Source organism: Rickettsia endosymbiont of Seladonia tumulorum, assembly GCF_964030815.1.
GTDB lineage: Bacteria > Pseudomonadota > Alphaproteobacteria > Rickettsiales > Rickettsiaceae > Rickettsia.
The window spans coordinates 1,375,084-1,396,667 of the sequence record NZ_OZ034963.1 but is presented as its reverse complement, the minus strand read 5'-3'; the positions used below and the strand labels follow the sequence as shown (position 1 = coordinate 1,396,667).

Below are 21,584 nucleotides of genomic sequence, written 5' to 3'. Positions count from 1 at the left end.
TTAATGCAAAAATATGACGTAATAGTGATAGGAGGTGGGCATGCTGGTGTTGAAGCTGCTGCTGCCTCTGCACGTCTTGGAGTTTCTACTCTATTAATTACGCCAAAACCCGAAAATTTGGGAGAAATGTCCTGTAATCCTGCAATTGGTGGAATTGCAAAAGGTACATTAGTTAAGGAAATTGATGCACTTGATGGATTAATGGGATATGTTATAGACCAAGCTGGTATACATTATAAAATGCTTAATGAAACTAGAGGACCAGCAGTTTGGGGGCCTAGGGCACAAGCCGATAGAAAGCTTTATAAAAAAGCAATGTATCAAATACTAACAAACTACCCAAATTTAGAAATACTATATGCAAAAGTAGAAGATATTGAAATTAAATCTTCAGAAATAAAAGCAGTCATCTTAAATAATGGTAGTAAAATACCGTGTCAAAAAATTATATTAACTACAGGTACATTTTTATCAGGGCTAATTCATATTGGATCAAAAAAAATCCCTGCTGGTAGAGTAGATGAAGAACCATCTTATGGATTATCAAATACCTTAAGAAGAATAGGTTTTAAACTCTCTCGATTAAAAACAGGAACCCCTCCAAGAATTGATGGGCGTACTATTGATTACAGTAAAGTAGAATCACAACCTGGAGATGAAGTGCCTAGACCTTTCTCAGAATTGACTGATAATGTAAATGTACCCCAAATAAATTGCTTTGTAACAAAAACTACTCCAGAAACGCATAATATTATCCGAGCAAATCTTGATAAATCCGCAATGTATTCTGGTCAAATAGAGGGAATAGGTCCACGTTATTGTCCTTCCATAGAAGATAAAATAGTTAGATTTAGTACAAAATCAGAGCATCGTATTTTTTTAGAGCCTGAAGGATTAGATGACCATACAATTTATCCAAACGGAATTTCTACTTCTTTACCTGAAGAAGTACAACATCGATTAATAAAAACTATCCCAGGCTTAGAGAATGCAATAATTTTACGTCCAGGTTATGCTATAGAGTATGATTACATTGATCCACGTGAAATAAGTAGTACACTGGAAACAAAAAAAATAACAGGTTTGTATTTTGCAGGTCAAATTAATGGTACTACAGGATATGAAGAAGCTGCAGGACAAGGTATAGTAGCAGGTATTAATGCCGCTTTAGCAGTAAAAAATCAACAGCCTTTTGTACTAACAAGAGCAAATAGTTATATTGGAGTAATGATAGATGATTTAACGTCGTTTGGAACGTTAGAGCCATATCGGATGTTTACTTCACGTTCAGAATATAGATTATCTATAAGAGCAGATAATGCTGATTTACGTTTGACAGAGATGGGAATAAGTATTGGTGTTATATCTGAAAAGCGTAAAGAAATATTTACAATAAAATGTAAAAATATAGAAAGTACAAAATCATTATTAAATACTTTATCTTTAACTACTAGTAAACTCGCTAAAATGGGGATACAAGTTGCACAGGATGGTACACATAAAACAGTGTTAGATTTATTTAAAATACCTAATTTTGATGTTGAACAAGCTATTAAAATTTTTCCTGTACTTAAAGATATAGATAATAATATTTTACAACTACTTTATATTGAAGCTAAATATGCTTCGTATTTAGCCAGGCAACATGCTGACATTAATTTATTCCAAAGCGAGGAAGCTTATCCAATTCCTAAAAATATTGACTATTTTACAATACCAAGTATATCATTAGAAATACAGGAAAAGCTTTCTTATCATAACCCTATTACTATTGCTGCGGCACGACAAATTTCCGGTGTTACTCCTGCTGCAATTACTGCTATTATAATTTATTTAAAAACTAAATATAATGATAGAAGTTCCACATGAAGTAATTGAAAAATTACAAATTTTTCAAGAATTAGTACAAAAGTGGAATAAAGCTATTAACCTTATATCAGAAAATAGTACGCAAAATTTTTGGAAACGTCATATATTAGATTCCTTGCAATTAATGCAGTATATTAACGATAAAGAAATACATTTAGTTGATATAGGAAGTGGAGCAGGTTTTCCAGGTATAATATTGTCTATCGCTGGAGTAGCAAAGACAAGTTTAATAGAAGCTGATTTACGTAAGTGCATCTTTTTAGAGAAAGCAGCAAAAATATCAAATAATAATATACAAATAATTAATCAAAGAATTGAAAAAACAGAAATAAGTTGTAATATATTAACCTGTAGAGCTTTTTCTAATTTAAATACAATATTTGATTGCACAAAAAATATCTCTGTGCAAAATAAATTTTTGCTTCCAAAAGGAAAAAGCTATTTATCTGAAATAAAAGAAGCTAGAAAAAAATGGTTATTTAAGTGTTTAATAAACCAAAGTATAACTTCAAAAGAAAGTAAAATTTTAGAAATTAGCGGCTTAACAAAAATAATATGACTGTAAAAGTAATTTCCGTAGTTAATCAAAAAGGAGGGGTAGCTAAAACTACTACCACTGTAAATTTAGCTACTGCTCTTGCAGCTATGGATAAAAAAGTTTTAGTAATAGATCTTGACCCTCAAGGTAATAGTAGTACTGGTTTTGGCGTTAGTCAACAACAACGAAAAAATACTATATATCAAGCATTAACAAATATAATCAAATTAAAAGATACAATAATCTCTACTAATATTCCAAATTTAGAAATAATAACCTCAAATACTAATTTATCTGCTGCTGAACTAGATTTAGTAAAATTAGAAGAACGAGAATATATTTTAATGAAGTTATTAGAAGAAATAAAAGTATTATATGATTATATAATTATTGACTGCCCACCTTCGTTAAATTTATTAACAATAAATGCTTTAGTTGCAGGCGATGAGGTATTAATTCCAATGCAATGTGATTTTTATTCTTTGGAAGGGTTAAGTCATTTGCTAAAGGCAGTTGAAATTGTAGAAAAAAGATTAAACCCTAAGATAAAGATTGCAGGTATATTATTTACAATGTATGATAGGCGTAATCGTTTAACTGAGCAAGTAGAAGAAGATGTAAGAAGTTGTTTAGGAGAATTAGTATTTAAAACTGTAATTCCTAGAAACATTAAATTATCTGAAGCTCCTTCATATGGAAAACCTGCTATTATATATGATTATAAATGTGCAGGAGCAGTGGCGTATATGGAACTTACAAAAGAAATTTTGGGAAGATATAATGAAAAATAAAGGGTTAGGTAGAGGCTTGTCTTCATTATTAGGTGAAGAGGTTATATCTACAGAAAAAGAAAGTTTAGAAATAGTACAAATTATAAATATTGATAGAATAAAACCAAATGAAAATCAGCCTAGAAAACATTTTGAATATGATAAAATAAAAGAATTATCAGATTCTATATTAAATAATGGTTTACTTCAGCCTATTATTATTGATAATAGTTTTCAAATTATAGCAGGTGAAAGACGCTGGCGTGCATGTAAATTAGCAAAGATTTCTGAGATACCGGTAATTATAAAAAATTTAGATGCTAAAGAGAGTATGGAAATAGCATTAATTGAGAATATACAAAGATCGGATTTAACAGTCATGGAAGAAGCTCGTGGCTTTAAATATTTAGTAGAAAATTTTAATTATACAGCAGAAAAATTAGCAGAAAGACTTGGTAAAAGCCGTAGTCATATAGCTAATTTACTAAGGCTCAATAATTTACCACAATCTATTCAAAATAAATTAGATGAAAATATACTTAGTATGGGACATGCTAGATGCTTAATAAATCATGAGCATGCAGAAGTAATAGCAAATTATGTTATAGACAATGATTTGAATGTGCGTCAAACAGAAGAGTTAGTAAGGCAATGGTCTCAAAATGAATATACGAAGTATCCTGATAATAATAGAATAGGAAAACAGCTTTTTAAAGAAAAAACAGAAGATAATGATTTACAAGCATTAGTAAAAATTTTGTCAGAAAAATTTAATATAAAAGTGACAATAGAAAATTATTCTTTAGGAGGAAAGTTAATATTCCATTATAAGGATTTAAAAGAATTAGATAAAATTTTGTTAGAGTTAAGTTAATACAAGGAAATAAATAATTTATGTCATCTCAATATATTTATGAAATAAATGGTTTAAGTAAAACTATAAACGGTAAGAAAATTTTAAAAGAAACAAATTTATCTTTTTTACCAAGTGCTAAAATTGGAATAATAGGACCAAATGGAGTAGGTAAATCTACTTTATTAAAAATTATGGCAGGTATAGATAAGGAATTTGATGGTAAAGCAATGGCAGCACTAAATATAAAAGTAGGCTATTTACCTCAAGAACCATATCTTAATCCAAATAAAAATGTATTTGATAATATTATGGAAGGCCTGCATGAGAAAAAAAAGCTTATCGATGAATTTAATGAAATAAGTAATAAGCTGGCTACTGAAATCACTGATGAAGAAATGAATCAACTTTTTGATAAGCAGGCAGAATTACAAGAAAAAATAGATAATTGTGATGCGTGGGATTTAGAGCGAGAAATAGAAATTGCAATGCTAGCATTGCGTTGCCCATCAAAAGAGGCAAATATTAATGAAATTTCTGGTGGAGAAAAAAGAAGAGTTGCTTTGTGTAAACTTCTTTTAGAAAAACCTGATATGTTATTACTTGATGAGCCGACAAATCATTTAGATGCAGAATCAGTTTCTTGGCTTGAGAACTATCTTAAAAAATATAAAGGTACTGTAATAGTTATTACACATGATCGCTATTTTTTAGATAATGTTACAGAATGGATATTAGAAATAGATAGAGGTCATTGTGTACCGTGGAAGTCTAATTATAGTTCGTGGTTGGAACAAAAACAAGAAAAATTGGCTCTAGAAAGTAAAGAAGAAGATGAGCGAAAAAAACAATTAAATCGTGAATTAGAATGGATTCGTCAAGCTCCAAAGGCTAGACAATCAAAAAGCAAAGCTCGTATTACAGCATATCAAGAGTTGTTAAACAAACAGCAGGAACAAAAAAGTGATCCTACTCAAATAATTGTACCTAATGGTCCACGTCTTGGTGATTTAGTTATTGAAGCAGAACATATAGCCAAAAAATACAATGATAAAACGCTCTTATCGGATTTTAGTTTTAAAGTTCCACGTGGAGCGATTGTAGGGATAATTGGACCAAATGGTGCAGGGAAAACTACATTATTTAATATTATTACAGGTAAAGTAAAACCTGATAAAGGCTCTATTAAAATTGGTTCAACAGTAAAATTAGGATATGTTGACCAATCGCGTGATCATTTAGATGGTAATAAAACTGTTTGGGAAGAAATTGCAGAAGGATTAGATGAATTACAGCTTGGTAGCAGAATAGTTAAAAGTAGAGCGTATTGTGCAGCTTTTAACTTTAGGGGAGGTGATCAGCAAAAAAAAGTTGGGCAACTTTCTGGAGGAGAGCGTAATAGGGTGCATTTAGCGAAGTTATTAAAAGAAGGAGCAAATGTTATATTATTAGATGAACCATCTAATGACTTAGATATTGATACGTTAAGAGCTCTTGAAGATGCAATTTTAGATTTTGCAGGTTGTGTATTAGTAATTAGTCATGACAGATGGTTTTTAGATAGGATAGCTACTCACATTATTGCATATGATATAAAAGGCAATGCCACTTGGTTTGAAGGAAATTATCAGGATTATCACGAGTATATGTTAAAAATAAATGGAGAAAATACTTTAAATCCAAAATATAAGCATAAAAAATTAATTTAAATATGTCACTAACACAAACATTAATAGTGTTATTTATAGGATTGTTTGTAATAAAACCTGATGATATTCCTATGCTTATCAATCAAATAAAAAAAATTAAATCTTATTTTAGTAATGTTGCTTCATCAGAAGTGGAACAATTAAATTTCTATATACAAAAAATTATTAGCATAGAGGGGTACTATGATGGTGACTATAATTTAGTTGCAATAAAAGAAAAGTATAATAAATTAATCAAATCAGTTATAAATAATGATTTAAATAATATCAATGAATAGTACATTTTTTGTTCATTTGATCTATTACTTAAAGCTACATTGCAAATAAGATAAAATTATTATATAATTCCTTAAAACAATACTAATGGTTATTTTATATTATGTTAGACATACTTCTTTTTGTACATATTACTATCGCAATATTATTAATTATAGTTATTCTAATGCAACGTAGTGGTTCAGATGGAATTAGCAGTATAAGCGGTGGGGGAAATATGGGAGTAATAAGTGCTAAGACAGCAAATAATTTTCTTACTAAAAGCACTGTAATACTTGCGTCATTATTTTTAATAAATGCAATAATACTTGCTAATCTTTCTTCTCAGAAGAAACCAGATTTAGTATCTAAAATCAATGAAATTGAAGAAAATCAAGTAGATAATAGTCTGCCTATAGCTAAATAAATTGTAATAAAAAATTATGCAAAAAATAATAAAGTTAAAAGATTTAAAAATAGGCAATGATCTACCTTTTACTCTGATTGCAGGACCTTGTCAAATTGAGGGGCTAGATCACGCTTTGTTTATGGCAGAAGAGCTTGTTAAATTAACTACTAAACTTAATATTCCATTTATATATAAGTCTTCTTTTGATAAAGCTAATAGAACTTCTATAAACGGTGCTAGAGGTCTTGGAATTGATAAAGGATTGGAAGTTTTAGCAGAAGTAAAAAGAGCATTTAACTGCCCTATAGTTACTGATGTTCATAGTGAAAATCAATGTGCTGAGGTAGCTAAAATAGTTGACATGTTACAAATCCCAGCGTTTTTGTGCAGACAAACAGATTTACTTCAGGCTGCAGCTGCAACCGGAAAAATAGTAAATGTTAAGAAAGGGCAGTTTCTAGCTCCTTGGGATATGAAAAATGTACACAAGAAGTTAGAATCATTTGGAGCAAAAGATATATTGTTAACTGAACGTGGTACATGTTTTGGTTATAATAATTTAGTATCAGATATGCGTGGTTTTGCAATAATGGCTGAGCTAAATACTCCTGTAATTTTTGATGCTACTCACTCCGTGCAGCAACCTGGTGGGCTTGGAGGAAGCACTGGAGGAGAGCGTAAATATGTAGAATTACTTGCAAAAGCTGCAGTTGCAGTAGGTGTTGCTGGTCTTTATATGGAAGTACATCAGGATCCGGATAATGCTCCAAGTGATGGTCCATGCATGATTAGGTTAGATAATTTAGAGCGTGTCCTTACAAAGCTCAAAAAATATGATGAAATTACTAAAGAAAAACAGTAATGATAACCTACAAAGAATTTGAGAATGTTGAGTTACGTTCAGGGACAATTACCAAAGTAGAAGAGTTTCCAAGAGCCAAAAAGCCGGCATTTAAAGTTTGGGCAGATTTTGGTGCAGAAATTGGAACTTTGCAAACATCCGCACAAATAACAAAACATTATACCTCTCAAGAATTAATAGGCAAATCCATAGTCGGCTGTGTAAATTTAGGAGAAAAGAATATAGCCGGCTTCTTGTCTCAGTTTTTATTAGTAGGATTTCCTGATTCTAATAATGATATATGTTTAGTTACAATTGAGCCTAAAGTACCTAACGGTCAAAAATTGTGTTGAAACCTAAAAATATTCTTAAATTAATCGGTTTCATTAGTATATTCTTATTTATTTTTGCTTTACAGTGGCAAAGTCCCAGGATAAATAATGAAATAGCGGAAAACATAGGAAACTGTTTATACAAAAGTAATTATAAAAATCTTGAGCTTAATTCTATAGAAAGAGATTTTAACATTTCCTATATCCCGAATGCTCCAAGAAATTGTTTAAACTCATCTTTCCCTATTATTCATATTAAGCTTAAGCAAGAGCATAATGCTTGGCTTCAGATTGTTCGCACTGATTCTTCAGATAAAAAATTACAAAAATTTATAGATACTAATGTAGAATTACATCCTTTTTATACTTTGGAGCAAGATTTCTACGATGCTCCTTTATGGTCTTATACAATTTTTTCTAAGCCTTTAACTTATTGGACTGCCCATACTTATGCAGTGAAAATAGATAATCAAAATAAAACTGTAAAAATTATTGGGGGAATTAAATGGGGATTTAGGTTAGCTTATTTTCCTATTAAACCTCAAATGATTCTACCCTCTAGCCTAGATACCAACGATTGGCAGATAGATATAGAAGTTTTTAAACAAGCGTTAGTTGGGTATAAAATAGATTAAATTCGTCTTATTTTTCAAGGACCGTTTAATGAAGAAATAAAGATAGGTACTATATATTTATAGGTATAATATGCAAGAGTTAGACCTAGAGCCGTACCAATAACTATAATACGAAATTTTGCAGGGCTAAAAATTAAAGCAACAATTCCAAGAACGATCGCTATTTTTACTATATCTGATGTCGTATAAGCTCTATTATTTATGGCATAAACATTAAAACTTATACTTAAAATCGTTAGTATAAATAATAAATTTTTAAACATATTATACCTCAATAGGACCGGTAGTTAAGCCATTTATGAACTGCTTTAAGTAAGGATTATTACTATTACGCATTTCATCTTTACTACCATACCACTTAATTTTTCCTTGATAAATCATAGCTATTTCTTTAGCTATTTTTTCGGCACTAATCATATCATGAGTTATAGTGATTGTAGTTGCCCCTAACTCCTCTTGGATTTTTATAATCAGCTCATTAATAACATTAGCCATTATAGGATCAAGCCCAGTTGTTGGCTCATCAAGAAATAAAATCGATGGAGTGCTACAAATTGCTCGTGCAAGTGCTACTCTTTTTTGCATACCTCCTGATAATTCTGATGGATATAGGTCAAGAATTCTAGGGGATAAACCTACTGAGTCAAGTTTTGCTCCTGCAAGATCGTTCTTCTCTTTTTTAGATAATTTGTTAGTATCAAAAGTAATATTATCACGTACATTTAAAGAATCAAAAAGAGCTCCGCCTTGGAATAAAAATCCGATATCTTTCATAATCTCAAATCTTTTTTTGCTTGAGATATTTTGAATTTCTGCACCATCAATAAAGATTTGACCTTGATCAGGTTTAATTAACCCTACTATATTTTTAATTAGGACTGACTTACCGCTACCTGAACCGCCTAAAATGACTAAAGAACTACCTTTTTTTACATCTAAATCTATTCCATCTAATACTTTATGACTATTGAAAGATTTATATAATGACCGAATTTTAATTTTTATTTCTTCTACACTCATATCTTTTTTATACTTTAAAAAATAATTCGGTTATTAAGTAGTTACTAATTAGGATTAAAATGGAAGAATTTACTACCGCAGAAGTAGTAGCTCGTCCAACACCTTTAGCTCCTTTACCTGAATAATAACCACTATAGCAGCTTATTATAGAAATAATAAAGCCGAAAACGCCAGCTTTAACAAGACCAGATATTACATCTATTGGCTCTAAATATTGAAAAGTGCTAGTCAAATAAGTGCTACTGTTAAAGTCAAGCTTATATACGCCAACTAAGTAACCTCCCATAACCCCGATTACATCGCCGATTAGAACTAGACAAGGCATAGTAATAATAGCTGCAATTACTCTTGGAAAAACGAGATATTTAATAGAATCAGTAGATAAGGTATATAAAGCATCTACTTGTTCTGTAACTCTCATAGTACCTATTTCCGCTGCAATTGATGCTCCTACTCTTCCTGCTACCATTAACCCCGCAAGCACTGGTCCGAGTTCCCTAGTTAAGGATAGCACCACTACAGTTGCGATAGAACTTTCAGCAGAAAAGCGAGAAAATCCTGTATAACTCTGTAATGCCAATACTGCCCCTGAGAAAAAGGTAGTCATGGCGACAACAGGTAAAGAATAAAAGCCGATAAATAATAATTGTTTGATAATTAAACTAAAATATAAAGGTGGTCTTATAATGCTAGTAATGGCAGCTAAGCTAAATATAGAAAATTTGCCGATACTTTGTGCTAGTCTTATGGTACGTTTACCAATAGAATTAGCTATATTTAATAACATCTGTATTATTCTTTTTATATTTTAAATTATTAAGGTTATTTTGCTGTCATCCTGTGGCATTGTCCGCATAGATCGAAAAGCACCCTAAGGTAGTCATGCCATGGACAAGCAACTAGATGACAATAAGGTTATAACATTATCAAGTATAAATTCTTTTATATCTATTACCAAGGCTAGTTAATATCTCATATCCTATAGTACCTATAATATCTGCTATTTTATCAGGAGTGCAATTATTTCCAATAATTTCTACTTCTTGTCCTAGAAAAATATCTGAAGGTGGTAGATCGGTAACATCAATATTGACTAAATCCATTGATATTCGTCCTATTATTGGGACGTTACGACTATTAATAAATACGGTACCTTGATTACTAAAATTACGACTAAACCCATCAGCATAGCCAAAAGGCAGAGTTGCAATTAAGCTATCACGCTTGGTTGTAAAAGTCATATTATAGCCGATACGACTCCCATATGTCAAATTTTGTAAGTGAATTATAGGTGCTTTTAAGGTTACAGGGTTTTGCATCGGATTCGGTTTGTTACTGCCTAAAGGATTTAAACCATATAAAGCAGCACCAGGTCTTACTAAATTAAAATGATAATCTTTCCCTAAAAATATACCGCCGGAGTTAGCAAGACTTGCTTTAGCATTTGGGAAATATTCCAAATAAGCTTTAAATTTGTTTAGTTGTTCTAAATTATAAGGGTTATCGCTATCCTCAGAAGCTGATAAGTGGCTTATGATATGTTCCACATTCAAACCCTTTAATAAATCACGATTATTAATTAGCTGTTCTATCTCATTATGGTTTAGCCCAAGGCGATTAATACCAGTATTAAAATGCAGGTAGCAAGATAGTAATTGATTTTTTAGACTACTAAATTTTTGCCAAATCTTGATTTGGTTTAAGTTATTTAAAACAGGCATTAAATTATATTCTATAAGTTCTAAAGCATCATGTTCAAATACGCCATTAAGAATAAGAATATTTACTTCGTTGCCTATAGCTTTACGCAAACTAATTCCCTCATTACTTGAGGCAACAAAAAAATATCGGCAATTTTCTTCTAGTAAGGTTTTAGAAATTTCTATTGCACCGAGTCCATAAGAGTTGGCTTTAACTGCCGCCCCGACCAGAGCATTTTCACAAATATTTTTTAATAAATGATAATTAGCTTTTATAGCTGACAAATTTATTTCAAGAGTGCATAAACTCATATTATATTTTTTAACTCTTTTACTAAGATAGGCAATATAGGTATTATATGAAATTTAGAAGATAAGTCATCTGTTTCTATAGTATCAGTAACAAAAATACGATCCAATAATGCGATATCATAATTTTTTGAAAGTACAGCATGCGTAATAAAAGCATTTACCGATAAAGCTCCATGCTGCTTTAAAAAATTAGCAGCTTTATAAATAGTTTCACCGCTATCTATAATATCATCAATTAATATACAATTTTTGCCCTCAACATTCCCTGTTATTTCTACCATATTGCAGCTATTATTAATATCTCTTTCTTTGGTTATATAGGCTAAATCTATGTTTAACAAGTTTCCAATGGTTTCTACCTTATTTGTGCTTCCTTTATCAGGGGCAACTATAATACAATTTTTATAATTTTGTAAAAATGGTAAATATAAGTTGATAGGTTTGACGTTAGAAATAGGGATGTTGAAAAGTTTTTCTATTTTATCAGAATGCAAATCGATGGTAATTAAGTGAGTTACTCCTAATTTTTCTAGAAAATTAGCTATTAATTGTGCTGGCATAGCAGCTTGATTTGATGCTTTATCCTGCCTTGCATAACCAAAATAAGGCATTACTAAAATTATTTTATTTGCTCCTGCTTTTTTTGCAGTATCTATAAGTAAAAATAGCTCAATTAAACGATCATTAACAGGTTTTGAAGTGGATTGTACTATGATGATATCTTCATTATGTAGCGGTTCTTGAATTTCTAATTTTATTTCTGAGTCACTAAAATAAGTGATTTTAGGTTCAATATATTTGATATTTAATGTTATAGCTAAACGAGTTGCAAGTAGCTTATTATTACTGCCGGCTATTATTTTCATACTAAGTTAGTTATATTATTAAATAATCCGCTATTCGGTTAGAAATATTGAATATAAAAGACGAAAAGCGGTTTCCACCTTTTATATTCAGATTTTAAATAAATAGCTAATATTATTATGAGATAGCTTCTATATGATAGCTAGGATCGGCATTACCTATTTCTAATACTCCGCCATTTTCGTAAACTTCACGCGTTAAATAATTATAATGCCCACTATTTACCGGTAGAACATATAATTCATTATGATAAGCAATTAGTGCAGGATAACTAGGATTATGACAAACTACAGGTTGGTTAGGTATAGCTAATTTTACTAATTTACCGCTTATATCATAGTTAACTTGAAGATAAGCAGTATCATCTGCACGTATTTTTTCACCATTAGGACAATTTAGCTCAAATTTTTCCCCTGGTAGTATGGTACTCGGAATAGTAAATGATTTATATTTTGTTACCTCAACAATTTTTTTACCATTAAATCTATATTTCAGCATAGTATTTATAGTATCTTCTTGTATTTCGCCATAATATTTATTTTGTTTATTAATAAGAGGTCTAATCTTATGGTCTTCAGTATTAACAGTATTACTAGTATTAGGTTTAATAATAACTTTGGTTTTATCTCCTGCATCTGTCACAACTTCTTCTGTTGTGCTAGTAGTTAATTTATAAGCACTTGTCAATAGCTCGCTAGCTGATCGACTCTTTTTAATTCCTTTTCCAATCCATTCTTTTACTTTTTCTCTTTTGGAAAATGTAGGGCTTTCTTGAGACTCAGTAAGTATAGGACCATATTCAGGAGCTTTTTCTATAATATTACCTTGGTTATCGGTATTTACAATTTCTACTTCTCCTTTATGTAATTTACGAGCATTTATTACCGTTTTACCTGCTATCTTTCCTCCTTCCACAGCCATTTTTCCACCTGCTATAGCAGCTTTTCCAGCGAATTTTGCTCCTTGATATGCTGCATAACATCCAATTACTATTAATGTCCCAAGTAGTTCTCCATCATTACTAGAAGAATTGCCGCCATTTCTTCTTTGTTTTTCATATTCTTGTTGTCTGTATGCTTCAGCATGAATAATTTTTCCTTGTTCCCACATTTCATCACTATTCATAAAATGCTCTCCTTTAAAATAATAAATTACTTGTAATTCAAGTAAAGCTATTTAATCATTTTACAATCAAAAGTCAAATATTATTTTTAGAAATTCTACTTTTGTTATATTTTATGGGAAAAATTTTGTAATTATTTGAAGATATTTATCAAGTATTTTCTGGTTTTCTTCAACAAATTTTAGTGAATTTTCTTGATAGTTTTTTAATTCTCTAGAATTATTAGGATCAAGCAAATATTCCAGCATATTTAATAACTCTTCACCGCTTTTAATTTGAATAGCTGCTTTACTTTGCAACACGCCTTTAGCAATATCAGTGTTTTTACTCATATCAGGACCAAAGATAATACAATTAGAGAAATGTGCCGCTTCTAAAATATTATGTCCGCCTTGTTTGAAAGAGCCGCCAATAAATGAAATTGATGCTATAGAGAAAAATAAACCCATTTCACCGAATCTATCAACTATATAAAGATCATCGGTTAAAATCGGTAAGTCATTTTGTGATTTGGCATTAGCTGATAAATCTTGTGCTATACAGTTATCAAGAATTGATTTAACTCGCTCGGGATGTCTTGGGATTAAGATAATATAACAATCTGTAACTTGTTTTTTTAAGTTTTTTATAATAGGTAAAATGATCTCCTCATCTTCCGGATGGGTGCTAGCAAATACGATAATTTGCTTATTTTTTAGATGTTCACTTAGCTTTACAAGCTCTTCTTGATTAACTGGAAGCTTTTCATTAGCAAATTTGATATTTCCTAAATTAGTTGTGTTTGATATTCTAAGCTCATTAAATTTCTGTAAATCACGCTCACTTTGCACAATAACTTCGCTAAAATTTTTAACAATGAGCTGAAAAAAGCCTTTTCTTTTCTTCCAAGATTTAAAGGATTTATCAGACATGCGGGCATTCACAAGCAATAATTTACACTGCTTTGCTGATTCATTAATAGTACCTGGCCATAATTCCGATTCTATGAAAATACCTAAATCAGGCTTCCAATTATTTAGAAAAATTTTGGTAAAAATAATATTATCTATCGGAAGCAATTGGTGAGTAGCTATTTTAGGTAATTTAGTGCTTAATATTTTAGCAGAAGATTGTGTCCAAGAAGTGACTAAAAAACGGACTTCAGGAAAATGTTTGCTTATATTATCAACTAAATTTAAAGCAATCATAGATTCGCCGACGCTAGCCGCATGAATCCAAATTAAAAATCCATTATCTTGCCTGTGTTTACCAATCGCAAAACGCTCCTTAACACGCTTTATGTCTTCTTTGCCTATTAATAAGCGAATGAAAATTATAACAAAATAAATAGGTAATAACAAAAAACTTAAAAAGTAATATAAACGCATCATTTTATTAAGTTCTCAGTTAAATTAACTAAATATTTTTCAAGATTCATATGATTTTGTACTTTATTGTCGGTCAGCTCTAAAGGTGACCCTATTATTACTTTAATCGTACCAAATGGCAAAGGGATTATCAACTTATCCCAGCTTTTTAATCTAAAACATCTAGAAGTAGTACTAACTACCGGAATTAATTTTTTATTGTATTTATAAGCAATTTCAGTAATTCCGCTATTTACTTTATATACAGGACCTTTAGGACCATCAGGCGTAATTATTACATTTGCACCTTGAGAAAGCTTTTCGATAATACTCCGTAATGCTCCAAGTGGATTTTTATTGCTAGAACCGACTATAACTTTGCAGCCAAATTTATCGACTAAATCATTTAAAATCTTACCGTCTAAATGGGGAGATATTAATGCGTAGATATCTGGCATTCCTTTAAACATAGCAGGACTTAATGCAAGCATATTATGCCAAAATGCAAAAATTACGCCTTGCTCATTTAAAAACTTTTCCTTATTGCCATTATCATAAAATATAAATTTTTGCTTTGAAGTAAAATAAACAAACCGCAAATACCAATATAGTAAAATAGTAATTAAACTAAGGACAAATTTATTACGTTTTAAAAATTTTTTAAAAGCTTTACGCATTAGTTTTTTTATTAGTTTAGTAGTTGTAACGTCATTGCGAGGAAAATTACAAAGTAATTTGACGAAGCAATCTCAGGAAGTTCGATAAGATTGCCGCGTCGATGTTACACATCTCCTCGCAATGACGCTATAGAATTACAAGCCTGCTCAATCCGCAAACAAGCCTCTTCCAGCTCTTCCATAGAAGTAGCATAGGAAATCCTGAAATATCCCTCTAAGCCAAAAGCAATACCAGGGACTACAGCGACTTTTGCTTCTTCAAGTAAATATTCACCGAAATCATTACTATTATTAATTACTTTTCCTGATTTAGTTTTAGCTCCAAAAATCTTATCACATTTAATAAATAAGTAAAAAGCCCCCTCAGGTTTATAGCATTCAAAATATTTCACTCTTTGTAAAATCGATAAAGCAAGATCACGTTTTTTCTCAAAATTTAAAGCATTTTGTGCAATATAGCCTTGCACGCCATTTAATGCCTCAACGGCTGCTGCTTGGCTTATTGAACACGGGTTTGAAGTACTTTGTGACTGAATAATAGTCATAGCTTTGATTAAAGCTTTCGAACCTGCACCATAACCTATACGCCAACCTGTCATAGAATATGCTTTTGATACGCCATTAACAGTAAATATCCGATCTTTTAAATCAGGTGCTATTTCTGCTAAAGTATAAAATTTAAAACCATCAAAAGTAATATGCTCATAAATATCATCAGACATGACGTTTACATGCGGATGCTTTCTTAGAATTTCAGCAATATTTTCTAACTCTGAATGGCTATAGCTTGCACCTGTTGGATTACTAGGCGAATTAATAATAAGCCATTTAGTTTTAGGTGTAATTAACTGCTCTAAAGCCTCACCGCTTAGTTTAAAGTTACTTTCAATACCACAATTTGCAAAAACCGGAGTACCTTCAGCAAGTAAAACCATATCTGGATAGGACACCCAATAAGGAGCAGGAATAATAACCTCATCGTCTTTATTTAAAGATGCCATAAATAAATTATATATAACTTGCTTGCCGCCGGTGCTAACTATTATTTCATCAAGATCATAATCTATATTATTTTCTCGTTTAAATTTAGCTTGTATTGCTTCTTTTAAAGCTGGTATCCCCTCAACGTTTGTATATTTAGTAAACCCATCTTTAATAGCTTTGATCGCCGCTTCTTTGATATTATCAGGCGTATCAAAATCAGGCTCACCTGCCCCAAGTGCAATAATATCAATGCCCGCTCTTTTAAGCTCAAGCGTTTTCCTAACAACTGCAAGAGTAGGGGACGGTTTTATAGCATTTAATCGCGTAGAAATAATTGACATAATATTAGTCCGTATTGATGAAAATGATAATATAGTAAGTTTTAAATTGTATACTCGTTTTATTTGAAAAATTGGCGGCGTTATCTTTTGCTGATAATCCTCACGTATGTTAAAAATACGCTGCGGTTATCAGCTTCAAGATCGATTCCTCTTTTCCCAATAAAACTTCGTCTACCCAACTCTTGATTTATTAGCAGCATATTCACAAGCTGATACTTGAAAAATTTTTACTTTTTATAATGAAATCTACAAGAGTATATTATAATTTCTATATCATCAATAGAGTATACTAATCTATGTTCATGAGTAATTCTTCGAGACCATAAATTAGTCATTGAGTATTTTAAAGGCTCTGGCTTACCTATACCACTAAATGGTGTTTCCTGAATATTTTTTACTAAGAGTTTAATCCGTTTATATTTTTTAATGTCATATTTTTTCCAATATTCTAAGTCCTTTGTTGCATTTAATGTCCATATAATTTTAGTCATCTAAATTAACTTCAACGAACTCCTTTCTTTTTGCTTGTTCAATGGATTCTTGCAGCCATTCAGCATTAGCTGGATTAGATAATAAATATAATGTTTCTTTTGTAGATTCATACTCTTCTTCTGTTATAATAATAAGATTTGTATGGTTTCTTCTTTTTACGAGATAAGGGATATGGTCACGTTCCACCGTATCAAAGACAGTGCTTAGATTCTTTCTAAATGAAGAACTACTAATTGATTTCATAAAATACCTATATTGTACATGTTTCATGTACACATTACTACAAATTTCACTGATTTACAAGTAAAACTAAGCATAAGAGTATTATTTTATTTTAAAATTTATAAAGATATGCTTTATTATATTAGATAATATTTAATTTAAAAATAGCTATGCTTAGTAAAATAAAGGATAAAATCAAACATTTTTGCTTAACGATAATAAATATACCAAATTTTATTAAAAACAAAATTCTAGAATTTAAAAAATATTTAAATGATTGTAAATATAAAATGAATCATTTAAGTGAAACCAATTATGAGCTTGGACTTGAACATTTATATAGAGGTAATTTAAACGATGCATTACTTAGATTTAAATTAGTCGATAACTTTTTTAGTCCTAATGATTCTAGAGTATATTACCAATTAGGTTGGACTTATTTTTTAAAAAATGACTATCCAAAAGCCATAAAATATTTAGAAAAATCAAATGAAAAATATAAAACAATTTTTGTAAATTTTTTGAAAAATTATAAAAATGCTACCGAAATACCTGTGGAAATTTGGGGAAAATACAGGGACTTAACTGCAAAAAATTATCCAAGTATTTTTAACAATGATAAAAATATTCATTTGCCTTATAGATTTGTGAATGAGAGCTTGAAGCAAATAACTGACCTGCCAGATGATTATTCTATCTTAGAGCTTGGTAGTAATATAGGACTTGTCGGATACGAATTAGAAAAGCGTTTTCCAGAAAGCTTTACTTTAACAGCTGTAGAAATTTCTAATTTAATGAATGATATTCAAGAAGAATATTATGCTAACCTTAAAATTTATGATCAGATATATAATGTTTCCATAAGTGAGTTTCTGAAACAAAATTCAAATAAATTTGATATTATTTTAAGCTTTTGTGGATTAACTTTTACTAGAGATCTTTCTACATATTTCAATGCAATATATTCATCGCTTAACAAAGATGGGTATTTTTCTTTTTGTTTACCTACTAATTCGGATACGCATTTTTCAATAAAACGTAAAGAATTTATTTTTAATTTAAATGAAATAAATAATATTTTACAAAAAAATAATTTCGTTATATTAACTTCTGAAGAAATAATACTAGCGGAAAATAATAAATACGGTATTATTATTTGTAAGAAAACTGAAAATAAATCATGAGAATACTAATTATACTTTCGATTATCCTATGTTCATTATTTGCAAAAGCTGATCTTGAATATGTAGATGATGACATATATAACTATAATGGTAGCAGTAATATTAATGGTTGCCGAGAAGTTTACGATCCATACGAAAAATTTAACCGTAAAATTTTTGCGTTTAACTCAGTATTAGATTATATATTCTTGCGTCCTTTAGCTGTTGGGTATAAAAACCTTACAAATGATTATATGAAAGCAAGGGTTAATAGTTTTGTTGGTAATATTGATATGCCACTTACTGCTGTAAATTATGGGCTTCAGCTAAATTATGATAAGACTATGAAAAGCGTATGGCGGTTTATTATTAACACTACGCTTGGCGTTGGTGGGTTATTTGATGTGGCTAGTAAAGTAGGGCTACCATCAGATCGTCAAACTTTTGGTAATACTCTTGCACATTATGGAGTAGGTCCAGGTCCTTATTTGGTGTTACCGATAATAGGTAGTACTAATGCAAGGGATATGACTGATCCAATATTTACTAATTATGCACTTAATCCTTTAATGTATTATACCCATAAAGATTTTGAATTAAGTGTTTTAGCAGTGAGTAAAATAAATGATAGATATAATGTATTATCATTTAGTGATTATGTTATGAAGAATTCGTTAGACCCTTATGCTACTATCAGATCGGCATTACACCAAGCTCGTGAAGCATCTGTTCAATATCCTAAAAACTTTAAATGCCCTAAACCTAAAAACGTAAATTCTAATTAAAAGAGGTTCTTATGCAAAAAATTATTACTAGCTTATTTTTATTGATTTTTACATTTTCTTCTTATGCAGACGATAATGCCCCCGCAGGTTTAAATGATTATGTTACTAACTTAGTAAATGAAGCTTCTACTACCTTAAATAATCCTAACCTATCCCAAGATGCAAAAGTTACCAAAGCACGTGAACTAATGCACAATAATCTAGATTTTGATTGGATGGCTAGGTATACATTAGGACGTAACGGGGTACAAACTTTATCTAAGGAACAAATCGCAAAGTTTACAGAAGTTTATTCTAAATATGTTACTAAAGCTTATACTGATCTAATAAAAGATTACAAAGGTGAAAAGCCTCAAGTAACAGGAGTGCGTGTTTTAAGCCCAAAAGATTCTATGGTTAGCATGAATATTAATAATAAAGGACAGGATATTAAAGTAGAATATTTAGTGCGTAAAATGGAAAATGGAAAATTCAAAGTTTCCGACGTTATTACAGAAGGTGTAAGTCTTATTGGTGCTCAACAACAAGATTTTACTTCGACTTTAAAAGACCAAGGTTTTGATGCTTTAGTGCAAAGCCTACAAAGCCGTTCATAAAAATTTGTCTATGCGTTCTTGCATAGATCAGTTTTTCCCTTGTCACCCCGTGGCGGCATTGTTGCGTAGATCGGAAAACGCCCTCGATGTCATGCCGTGGCTTGACCACGGCATCCAGAAAATAATAAAAAATACTAATTTTATTAGTATTTTTTACTATTTATAGAAATAATATTTGAAAATATAGCCTTTAAAAATTGGGGTGTTCTGCTTTCATTAATAGCTTTTTGGTGGTATTTGGTTATTATATAATTATCGTGTGGTTTTGAATAATTATCCTCATTAGTAATTTGGAAATTACTATTTTGTTTAATTAATTCTACTACTTCCTCAAAATAATTTTCAATATCAGAAGTAAAGATCAAGCTACCTTTATTTTTCAGCTTAGTCTGTAGAATCGTTAAGCGTTCTTTATTTAAAATACGTTTCTTTTTCTGCCTATTTTTTATCCAAGGATCAGGAAATAAAATATAAATTCCGTTTAAGCTATTATTTGGTAAATCATGTAATATAAAATCTAAATTATTGGGAAATAATAAGAAGTTTGTAATATTCTGCTCTTCTGCAAGTTTTAAAACATTCGCAACACCGTTTAGATATACCTCCACGCCGATAAAAAGCTTATCTGGATTCATCTTAGCTTGATTGATGAAATGCTCGCCCATGCCAAAGCCAATCTCGAGAAAAATTTGACGTTTTTCACTAATAAGCTTTTCTTTTGAAAATAAATATTTTGGCAGTTCGTTATCTAATAAATTTTGTTGTATTCCTGACAGGCTCTTCCCGATGCGTCTTGCATATGAGCGATTTAGCTGAATTAAAGATATTTCTATTACTCTATTATGAGATTGCAAATCTTGATGGATATTATCAATAACATAACCATGATCTAAAAAGATTTGGCTAACTTGATCTGCTTGTTTATATCCTATTTCTAATATAATTTTACCATTTTGCTTTAGAAATTTTTTAGCATTCTCTGCTATGATTTTATAGCTCAGCAAGCCCTCTTCTTCGGCAAATAAAGCAATAGATGGCTCATAATTTATTGTCTCAATTGCCATTTCAGGCTTTTCGTTTATAGATATATATGGCGGGTTGCTAACTATAAGATCAAATTTTTGTTTTCCAATATTCTCAAACCAATCGCTATGAATAATTTGCAAACGGTCCGTTACATCATGCTTTATGGCATTACTTTTTGTAACCTCTATCGCATCAGCACTTATATCAGTTGCGGTTATTTGACTATTCGGTAGTTCGAGTAATAAGCTGATAGAGATGCAACCGCTACCCGTACCGAGTTCGAGTATATGAAAATTGTCATTGCGAGAAGACGCTATAGGCGTCGACGAAGCAATCTCAGGAATTTTGCCTGAGATTGCCACGCTCATTTCATTCGCTCGCAATGACGGTTTGAATAAACCTATAACAGCATCCACCAAAATTTCCGTATCGTTTCTTGGAATTAATACGTGCTTATTAACGATAAACTCACGTGAGTAGAATTCTTTGTTCCCTAAAATATAGGCTATCGGCTCGTGCTTTAGTCTTCTTTCTAATGCTTTTTCGAAAGTTTCCATTTCTAGCTGGTTTAGTTGTTTTTCAGGATTAGCAAGCAGATATTCATATGATTTATTGATAGTATGCTGCAATAAAATTCGTGCTTCTAATTTTGGATTACTAACCCCAATTTGTTGTAATTTATAAGCTCCTTCGTTAAGAAACTCTTGTATAGAATATTGCAT

General features: G+C 30.7%; 25 protein-coding genes. 13 read left to right on the top strand and 12 right to left on the bottom strand.

Annotation, left to right across the window (positions count from 1 at the left end; genetic code table 11):
- Window positions 1–3: 3 nt before the first annotated feature.
- From mnmG to AAHF54_RS06960, 10 genes are all read left to right on the top strand, one after another.
- A complete protein-coding gene (gene mnmG, locus AAHF54_RS07005) occupies window positions 4–1,869 on the top strand; it encodes a tRNA uridine-5-carboxymethylaminomethyl(34) synthesis enzyme MnmG (protein ID WP_342169986.1) in 1,866 nt (621 codons plus the stop codon).
- The gene (rsmG, locus tag AAHF54_RS07000) at window positions 1,850–2,428 is read left to right on the top strand and encodes a 16S rRNA (guanine(527)-N(7))-methyltransferase RsmG (protein ID WP_341788527.1); all 579 of its coding nucleotides are present in this window, start codon (window positions 1,850–1,852) and stop codon (window positions 2,426–2,428) included. The genes mnmG and rsmG overlap by 20 nt, the downstream gene beginning before the upstream one ends.
- Window positions 2,425–3,198 carry a ParA family protein gene (locus AAHF54_RS06995; RefSeq protein ID WP_341788526.1) on the top strand — a complete coding sequence of 258 codons (774 nt, stop codon included), beginning with the start codon at window positions 2,425–2,427 and terminating at the stop codon, window positions 3,196–3,198. The genes rsmG and AAHF54_RS06995 overlap by 4 nt, the downstream gene beginning before the upstream one ends.
- Window positions 3,185–4,051 carry a ParB/RepB/Spo0J family partition protein gene (locus AAHF54_RS06990; protein WP_341789244.1) on the top strand — a complete coding sequence of 289 codons (867 nt, stop codon included), beginning with the start codon at window positions 3,185–3,187 and terminating at the stop codon, window positions 4,049–4,051. The genes AAHF54_RS06995 and AAHF54_RS06990 overlap by 14 nt, the downstream gene beginning before the upstream one ends.
- 20 nt (window positions 4,052–4,071) lie before the next feature.
- A complete protein-coding gene (gene ettA, locus AAHF54_RS06985) occupies window positions 4,072–5,739 on the top strand; it encodes an energy-dependent translational throttle protein EttA (RefSeq protein ID WP_341794556.1) in 1,668 nt (555 codons plus the stop codon).
- Between the two features lie 2 nt (window positions 5,740–5,741).
- The gene (locus AAHF54_RS06980; protein ID WP_341794557.1) at window positions 5,742–6,017 is read left to right on the top strand and encodes a DUF2672 domain-containing protein; all 276 of its coding nucleotides are present in this window, start codon (window positions 5,742–5,744) and stop codon (window positions 6,015–6,017) included.
- 101 nt (window positions 6,018–6,118) lie between these two features.
- Window positions 6,119–6,421: a preprotein translocase subunit SecG gene (gene secG / locus AAHF54_RS06975; RefSeq protein WP_011477996.1), complete on the top strand. Its 303-nt coding sequence runs from the start codon at window positions 6,119–6,121 to the stop codon at window positions 6,419–6,421.
- 16 nt (window positions 6,422–6,437) lie between these two features.
- Window positions 6,438–7,265 (top strand): 3-deoxy-8-phosphooctulonate synthase, encoded by an 828-nt coding sequence (gene kdsA, locus AAHF54_RS06970; RefSeq protein WP_341788523.1) that lies wholly within the window; start codon window positions 6,438–6,440, stop codon window positions 7,263–7,265.
- Window positions 7,265–7,597, top strand: coding sequence for a tRNA-binding protein (locus tag AAHF54_RS06965; RefSeq protein ID WP_341788522.1), 333 nt, complete (start codon window positions 7,265–7,267; stop codon window positions 7,595–7,597). The genes kdsA and AAHF54_RS06965 overlap by 1 nt, the downstream gene beginning before the upstream one ends.
- Entirely contained in the window at window positions 7,591–8,211 is a 621-nt protein-coding gene (locus AAHF54_RS06960; protein ID WP_341788521.1) for a hypothetical protein, read from the top strand. The genes AAHF54_RS06965 and AAHF54_RS06960 overlap by 7 nt, the downstream gene beginning before the upstream one ends.
- A gap of 14 nt (window positions 8,212–8,225) precedes the next feature.
- Here the strand turns inward: AAHF54_RS06960 and AAHF54_RS06955 are convergent, their stop codons facing one another.
- The 11 genes from AAHF54_RS06955 to AAHF54_RS06905 all read right to left on the bottom strand — a co-directional run bounded on the left by AAHF54_RS06955 (window position 8,226) and on the right by AAHF54_RS06905 (window position 17,340).
- The gene (locus AAHF54_RS06955) at window positions 8,226–8,474 is read right to left on the bottom strand and encodes a DUF5510 family protein (RefSeq protein WP_011477992.1); all 249 of its coding nucleotides are present in this window, start codon (window positions 8,472–8,474) and stop codon (window positions 8,226–8,228) included.
- Between the two features lies 1 nt (window position 8,475).
- Window positions 8,476–9,231 (bottom strand): ABC transporter ATP-binding protein, encoded by a 756-nt coding sequence (locus AAHF54_RS06950; RefSeq protein ID WP_341788520.1) that lies wholly within the window; start codon window positions 9,229–9,231, stop codon window positions 8,476–8,478.
- Window positions 9,232–9,238: 7 nt separating this feature from the next.
- Entirely contained in the window at window positions 9,239–10,018 is a 780-nt protein-coding gene (locus AAHF54_RS06945) for an ABC transporter permease (RefSeq protein WP_341791884.1), read from the bottom strand.
- 139 nt (window positions 10,019–10,157) lie between these two features.
- Window positions 10,158–11,243, bottom strand: a complete 1,086-nt coding sequence (locus AAHF54_RS06940) for an alanine racemase (RefSeq protein WP_341788518.1) — start codon at window positions 11,241–11,243, stop codon at window positions 10,158–10,160.
- On the bottom strand, window positions 11,240–12,109 hold the full coding sequence (locus tag AAHF54_RS06935; RefSeq protein WP_341788517.1) for a ribose-phosphate pyrophosphokinase: 870 nt from the start codon (window positions 12,107–12,109) through the stop codon (window positions 11,240–11,242). The genes AAHF54_RS06940 and AAHF54_RS06935 overlap by 4 nt, the downstream gene beginning before the upstream one ends.
- A gap of 115 nt (window positions 12,110–12,224) precedes the next feature.
- Window positions 12,225–13,232 (bottom strand): hypothetical protein, encoded by a 1,008-nt coding sequence (locus AAHF54_RS06930; RefSeq protein ID WP_342169985.1) that lies wholly within the window; start codon window positions 13,230–13,232, stop codon window positions 12,225–12,227.
- A gap of 111 nt (window positions 13,233–13,343) precedes the next feature.
- Window positions 13,344–14,600 (bottom strand): lipid IV(A) 3-deoxy-D-manno-octulosonic acid transferase, encoded by a 1,257-nt coding sequence (waaA, locus tag AAHF54_RS06925; RefSeq protein ID WP_342169984.1) that lies wholly within the window; start codon window positions 14,598–14,600, stop codon window positions 13,344–13,346.
- Window positions 14,597–15,253, bottom strand: a complete 657-nt coding sequence (locus tag AAHF54_RS06920) for a lysophospholipid acyltransferase family protein (RefSeq protein WP_341788514.1) — start codon at window positions 15,251–15,253, stop codon at window positions 14,597–14,599. The genes waaA and AAHF54_RS06920 overlap by 4 nt, the downstream gene beginning before the upstream one ends.
- 104 nt (window positions 15,254–15,357) lie before the next feature.
- Window positions 15,358–16,578 carry a pyridoxal phosphate-dependent aminotransferase gene (locus AAHF54_RS06915; RefSeq protein WP_341788513.1) on the bottom strand — a complete coding sequence of 407 codons (1,221 nt, stop codon included), beginning with the start codon at window positions 16,576–16,578 and terminating at the stop codon, window positions 15,358–15,360.
- A 227-nt stretch (window positions 16,579–16,805) separates the two neighbouring features.
- On the bottom strand, window positions 16,806–17,069 hold the full coding sequence (locus tag AAHF54_RS06910; RefSeq protein ID WP_341788512.1) for a Txe/YoeB family addiction module toxin: 264 nt from the start codon (window positions 17,067–17,069) through the stop codon (window positions 16,806–16,808).
- Window positions 17,062–17,340: a type II toxin-antitoxin system Phd/YefM family antitoxin gene (locus AAHF54_RS06905; RefSeq protein ID WP_341788511.1), complete on the bottom strand. Its 279-nt coding sequence runs from the start codon at window positions 17,338–17,340 to the stop codon at window positions 17,062–17,064. Before AAHF54_RS06905 ends, AAHF54_RS06910 begins: the two co-directional genes overlap by 8 nt.
- Window positions 17,341–17,462: 122 nt before the next feature.
- On the opposite strand from AAHF54_RS06905, the gene AAHF54_RS06900 reads away from it, so the two are divergent.
- Genes AAHF54_RS06900 through AAHF54_RS06890 form a run of 3 tightly spaced genes read left to right on the top strand, consistent with a single transcriptional unit; the run spans window position 17,463 to window position 19,836 of the window.
- Complete coding sequence (locus AAHF54_RS06900) at window positions 17,463–18,476, top strand: methyltransferase domain-containing protein (RefSeq protein ID WP_342169983.1); 1,014 nt, start codon at window positions 17,463–17,465, stop codon at window positions 18,474–18,476.
- Window positions 18,473–19,240, top strand: coding sequence for a VacJ family lipoprotein (locus AAHF54_RS06895; RefSeq protein ID WP_341794568.1), 768 nt, complete (start codon window positions 18,473–18,475; stop codon window positions 19,238–19,240). The genes AAHF54_RS06900 and AAHF54_RS06895 overlap by 4 nt, the downstream gene beginning before the upstream one ends.
- A gap of 11 nt (window positions 19,241–19,251) precedes the next feature.
- The gene (locus tag AAHF54_RS06890; protein ID WP_341788508.1) at window positions 19,252–19,836 is read left to right on the top strand and encodes a phospholipid-binding protein MlaC; all 585 of its coding nucleotides are present in this window, start codon (window positions 19,252–19,254) and stop codon (window positions 19,834–19,836) included.
- A 143-nt stretch (window positions 19,837–19,979) separates the two neighbouring features.
- Here AAHF54_RS06890 and trmB read toward each other — a convergent pair whose 3' ends face one another.
- Window positions 19,980–21,584, bottom strand: coding sequence for a bifunctional peptide chain release factor N(5)-glutamine methyltransferase PrmC/tRNA (guanosine(46)-N7)-methyltransferase TrmB (trmB, locus tag AAHF54_RS06885; RefSeq protein ID WP_341788507.1), 1,605 nt, complete (start codon window positions 21,582–21,584; stop codon window positions 19,980–19,982).

Excerpts from the sequence above, each read along its gene's own strand:
- AAHF54_RS06945 (WP_341791884.1), bottom strand. The coding sequence starts at position 10,018 with ATGTTATTAAATATAGCTAATTCTATTGGTAAACGTACCATAAGACTA.
- kdsA (WP_341788523.1), top strand. The coding sequence starts at position 6,438 with ATGCAAAAAATAATAAAGTTAAAAGATTTAAAAATAGGCAATGATCTA.
- AAHF54_RS06930 (WP_342169985.1), bottom strand. The coding sequence starts at position 13,232 with ATGAATAGTGATGAAATGTGGGAACAAGGAAAAATTATTCATGCTGAA.
- rsmG (WP_341788527.1), top strand. The coding sequence starts at position 1,850 with ATGATAGAAGTTCCACATGAAGTAATTGAAAAATTACAAATTTTTCAA.
- AAHF54_RS06895 (WP_341794568.1), top strand. The coding sequence starts at position 18,473 with ATGAGAATACTAATTATACTTTCGATTATCCTATGTTCATTATTTGCA.
- AAHF54_RS06940 (WP_341788518.1), bottom strand. The coding sequence starts at position 11,243 with ATGAGTTTATGCACTCTTGAAATAAATTTGTCAGCTATAAAAGCTAAT.
- AAHF54_RS06955 (WP_011477992.1), bottom strand. The coding sequence starts at position 8,474 with ATGTTTAAAAATTTATTATTTATACTAACGATTTTAAGTATAAGTTTT.
- AAHF54_RS06910 (WP_341788512.1), bottom strand. The coding sequence starts at position 17,069 with ATGACTAAAATTATATGGACATTAAATGCAACAAAGGACTTAGAATAT.
- trmB (WP_341788507.1), bottom strand. The coding sequence starts at position 21,584 with ATGCAATATTCTATACAAGAGTTTCTTAACGAAGGAGCTTATAAATTA.
- mnmG (WP_342169986.1), top strand. The coding sequence starts at position 4 with ATGCAAAAATATGACGTAATAGTGATAGGAGGTGGGCATGCTGGTGTT.
- AAHF54_RS06905 (WP_341788511.1), bottom strand. The coding sequence starts at position 17,340 with ATGAAACATGTACAATATAGGTATTTTATGAAATCAATTAGTAGTTCT.
- AAHF54_RS06995 (WP_341788526.1), top strand. The coding sequence starts at position 2,425 with ATGACTGTAAAAGTAATTTCCGTAGTTAATCAAAAAGGAGGGGTAGCT.
- secG (WP_011477996.1), top strand. The coding sequence starts at position 6,119 with ATGTTAGACATACTTCTTTTTGTACATATTACTATCGCAATATTATTA.
- AAHF54_RS06950 (WP_341788520.1), bottom strand. The coding sequence starts at position 9,231 with ATGAGTGTAGAAGAAATAAAAATTAAAATTCGGTCATTATATAAATCT.
- ettA (WP_341794556.1), top strand. The coding sequence starts at position 4,072 with ATGTCATCTCAATATATTTATGAAATAAATGGTTTAAGTAAAACTATA.
- AAHF54_RS06965 (WP_341788522.1), top strand. The coding sequence starts at position 7,265 with ATGATAACCTACAAAGAATTTGAGAATGTTGAGTTACGTTCAGGGACA.
- AAHF54_RS06890 (WP_341788508.1), top strand. The coding sequence starts at position 19,252 with ATGCAAAAAATTATTACTAGCTTATTTTTATTGATTTTTACATTTTCT.
- AAHF54_RS06915 (WP_341788513.1), bottom strand. The coding sequence starts at position 16,578 with ATGTCAATTATTTCTACGCGATTAAATGCTATAAAACCGTCCCCTACT.
- AAHF54_RS06920 (WP_341788514.1), bottom strand. The coding sequence starts at position 15,253 with ATGCGTAAAGCTTTTAAAAAATTTTTAAAACGTAATAAATTTGTCCTT.
- AAHF54_RS06935 (WP_341788517.1), bottom strand. The coding sequence starts at position 12,109 with ATGAAAATAATAGCCGGCAGTAATAATAAGCTACTTGCAACTCGTTTA.
- AAHF54_RS06980 (WP_341794557.1), top strand. The coding sequence starts at position 5,742 with ATGTCACTAACACAAACATTAATAGTGTTATTTATAGGATTGTTTGTA.
- AAHF54_RS06900 (WP_342169983.1), top strand. The coding sequence starts at position 17,463 with ATGCTTAGTAAAATAAAGGATAAAATCAAACATTTTTGCTTAACGATA.
- waaA (WP_342169984.1), bottom strand. The coding sequence starts at position 14,600 with ATGATGCGTTTATATTACTTTTTAAGTTTTTTGTTATTACCTATTTAT.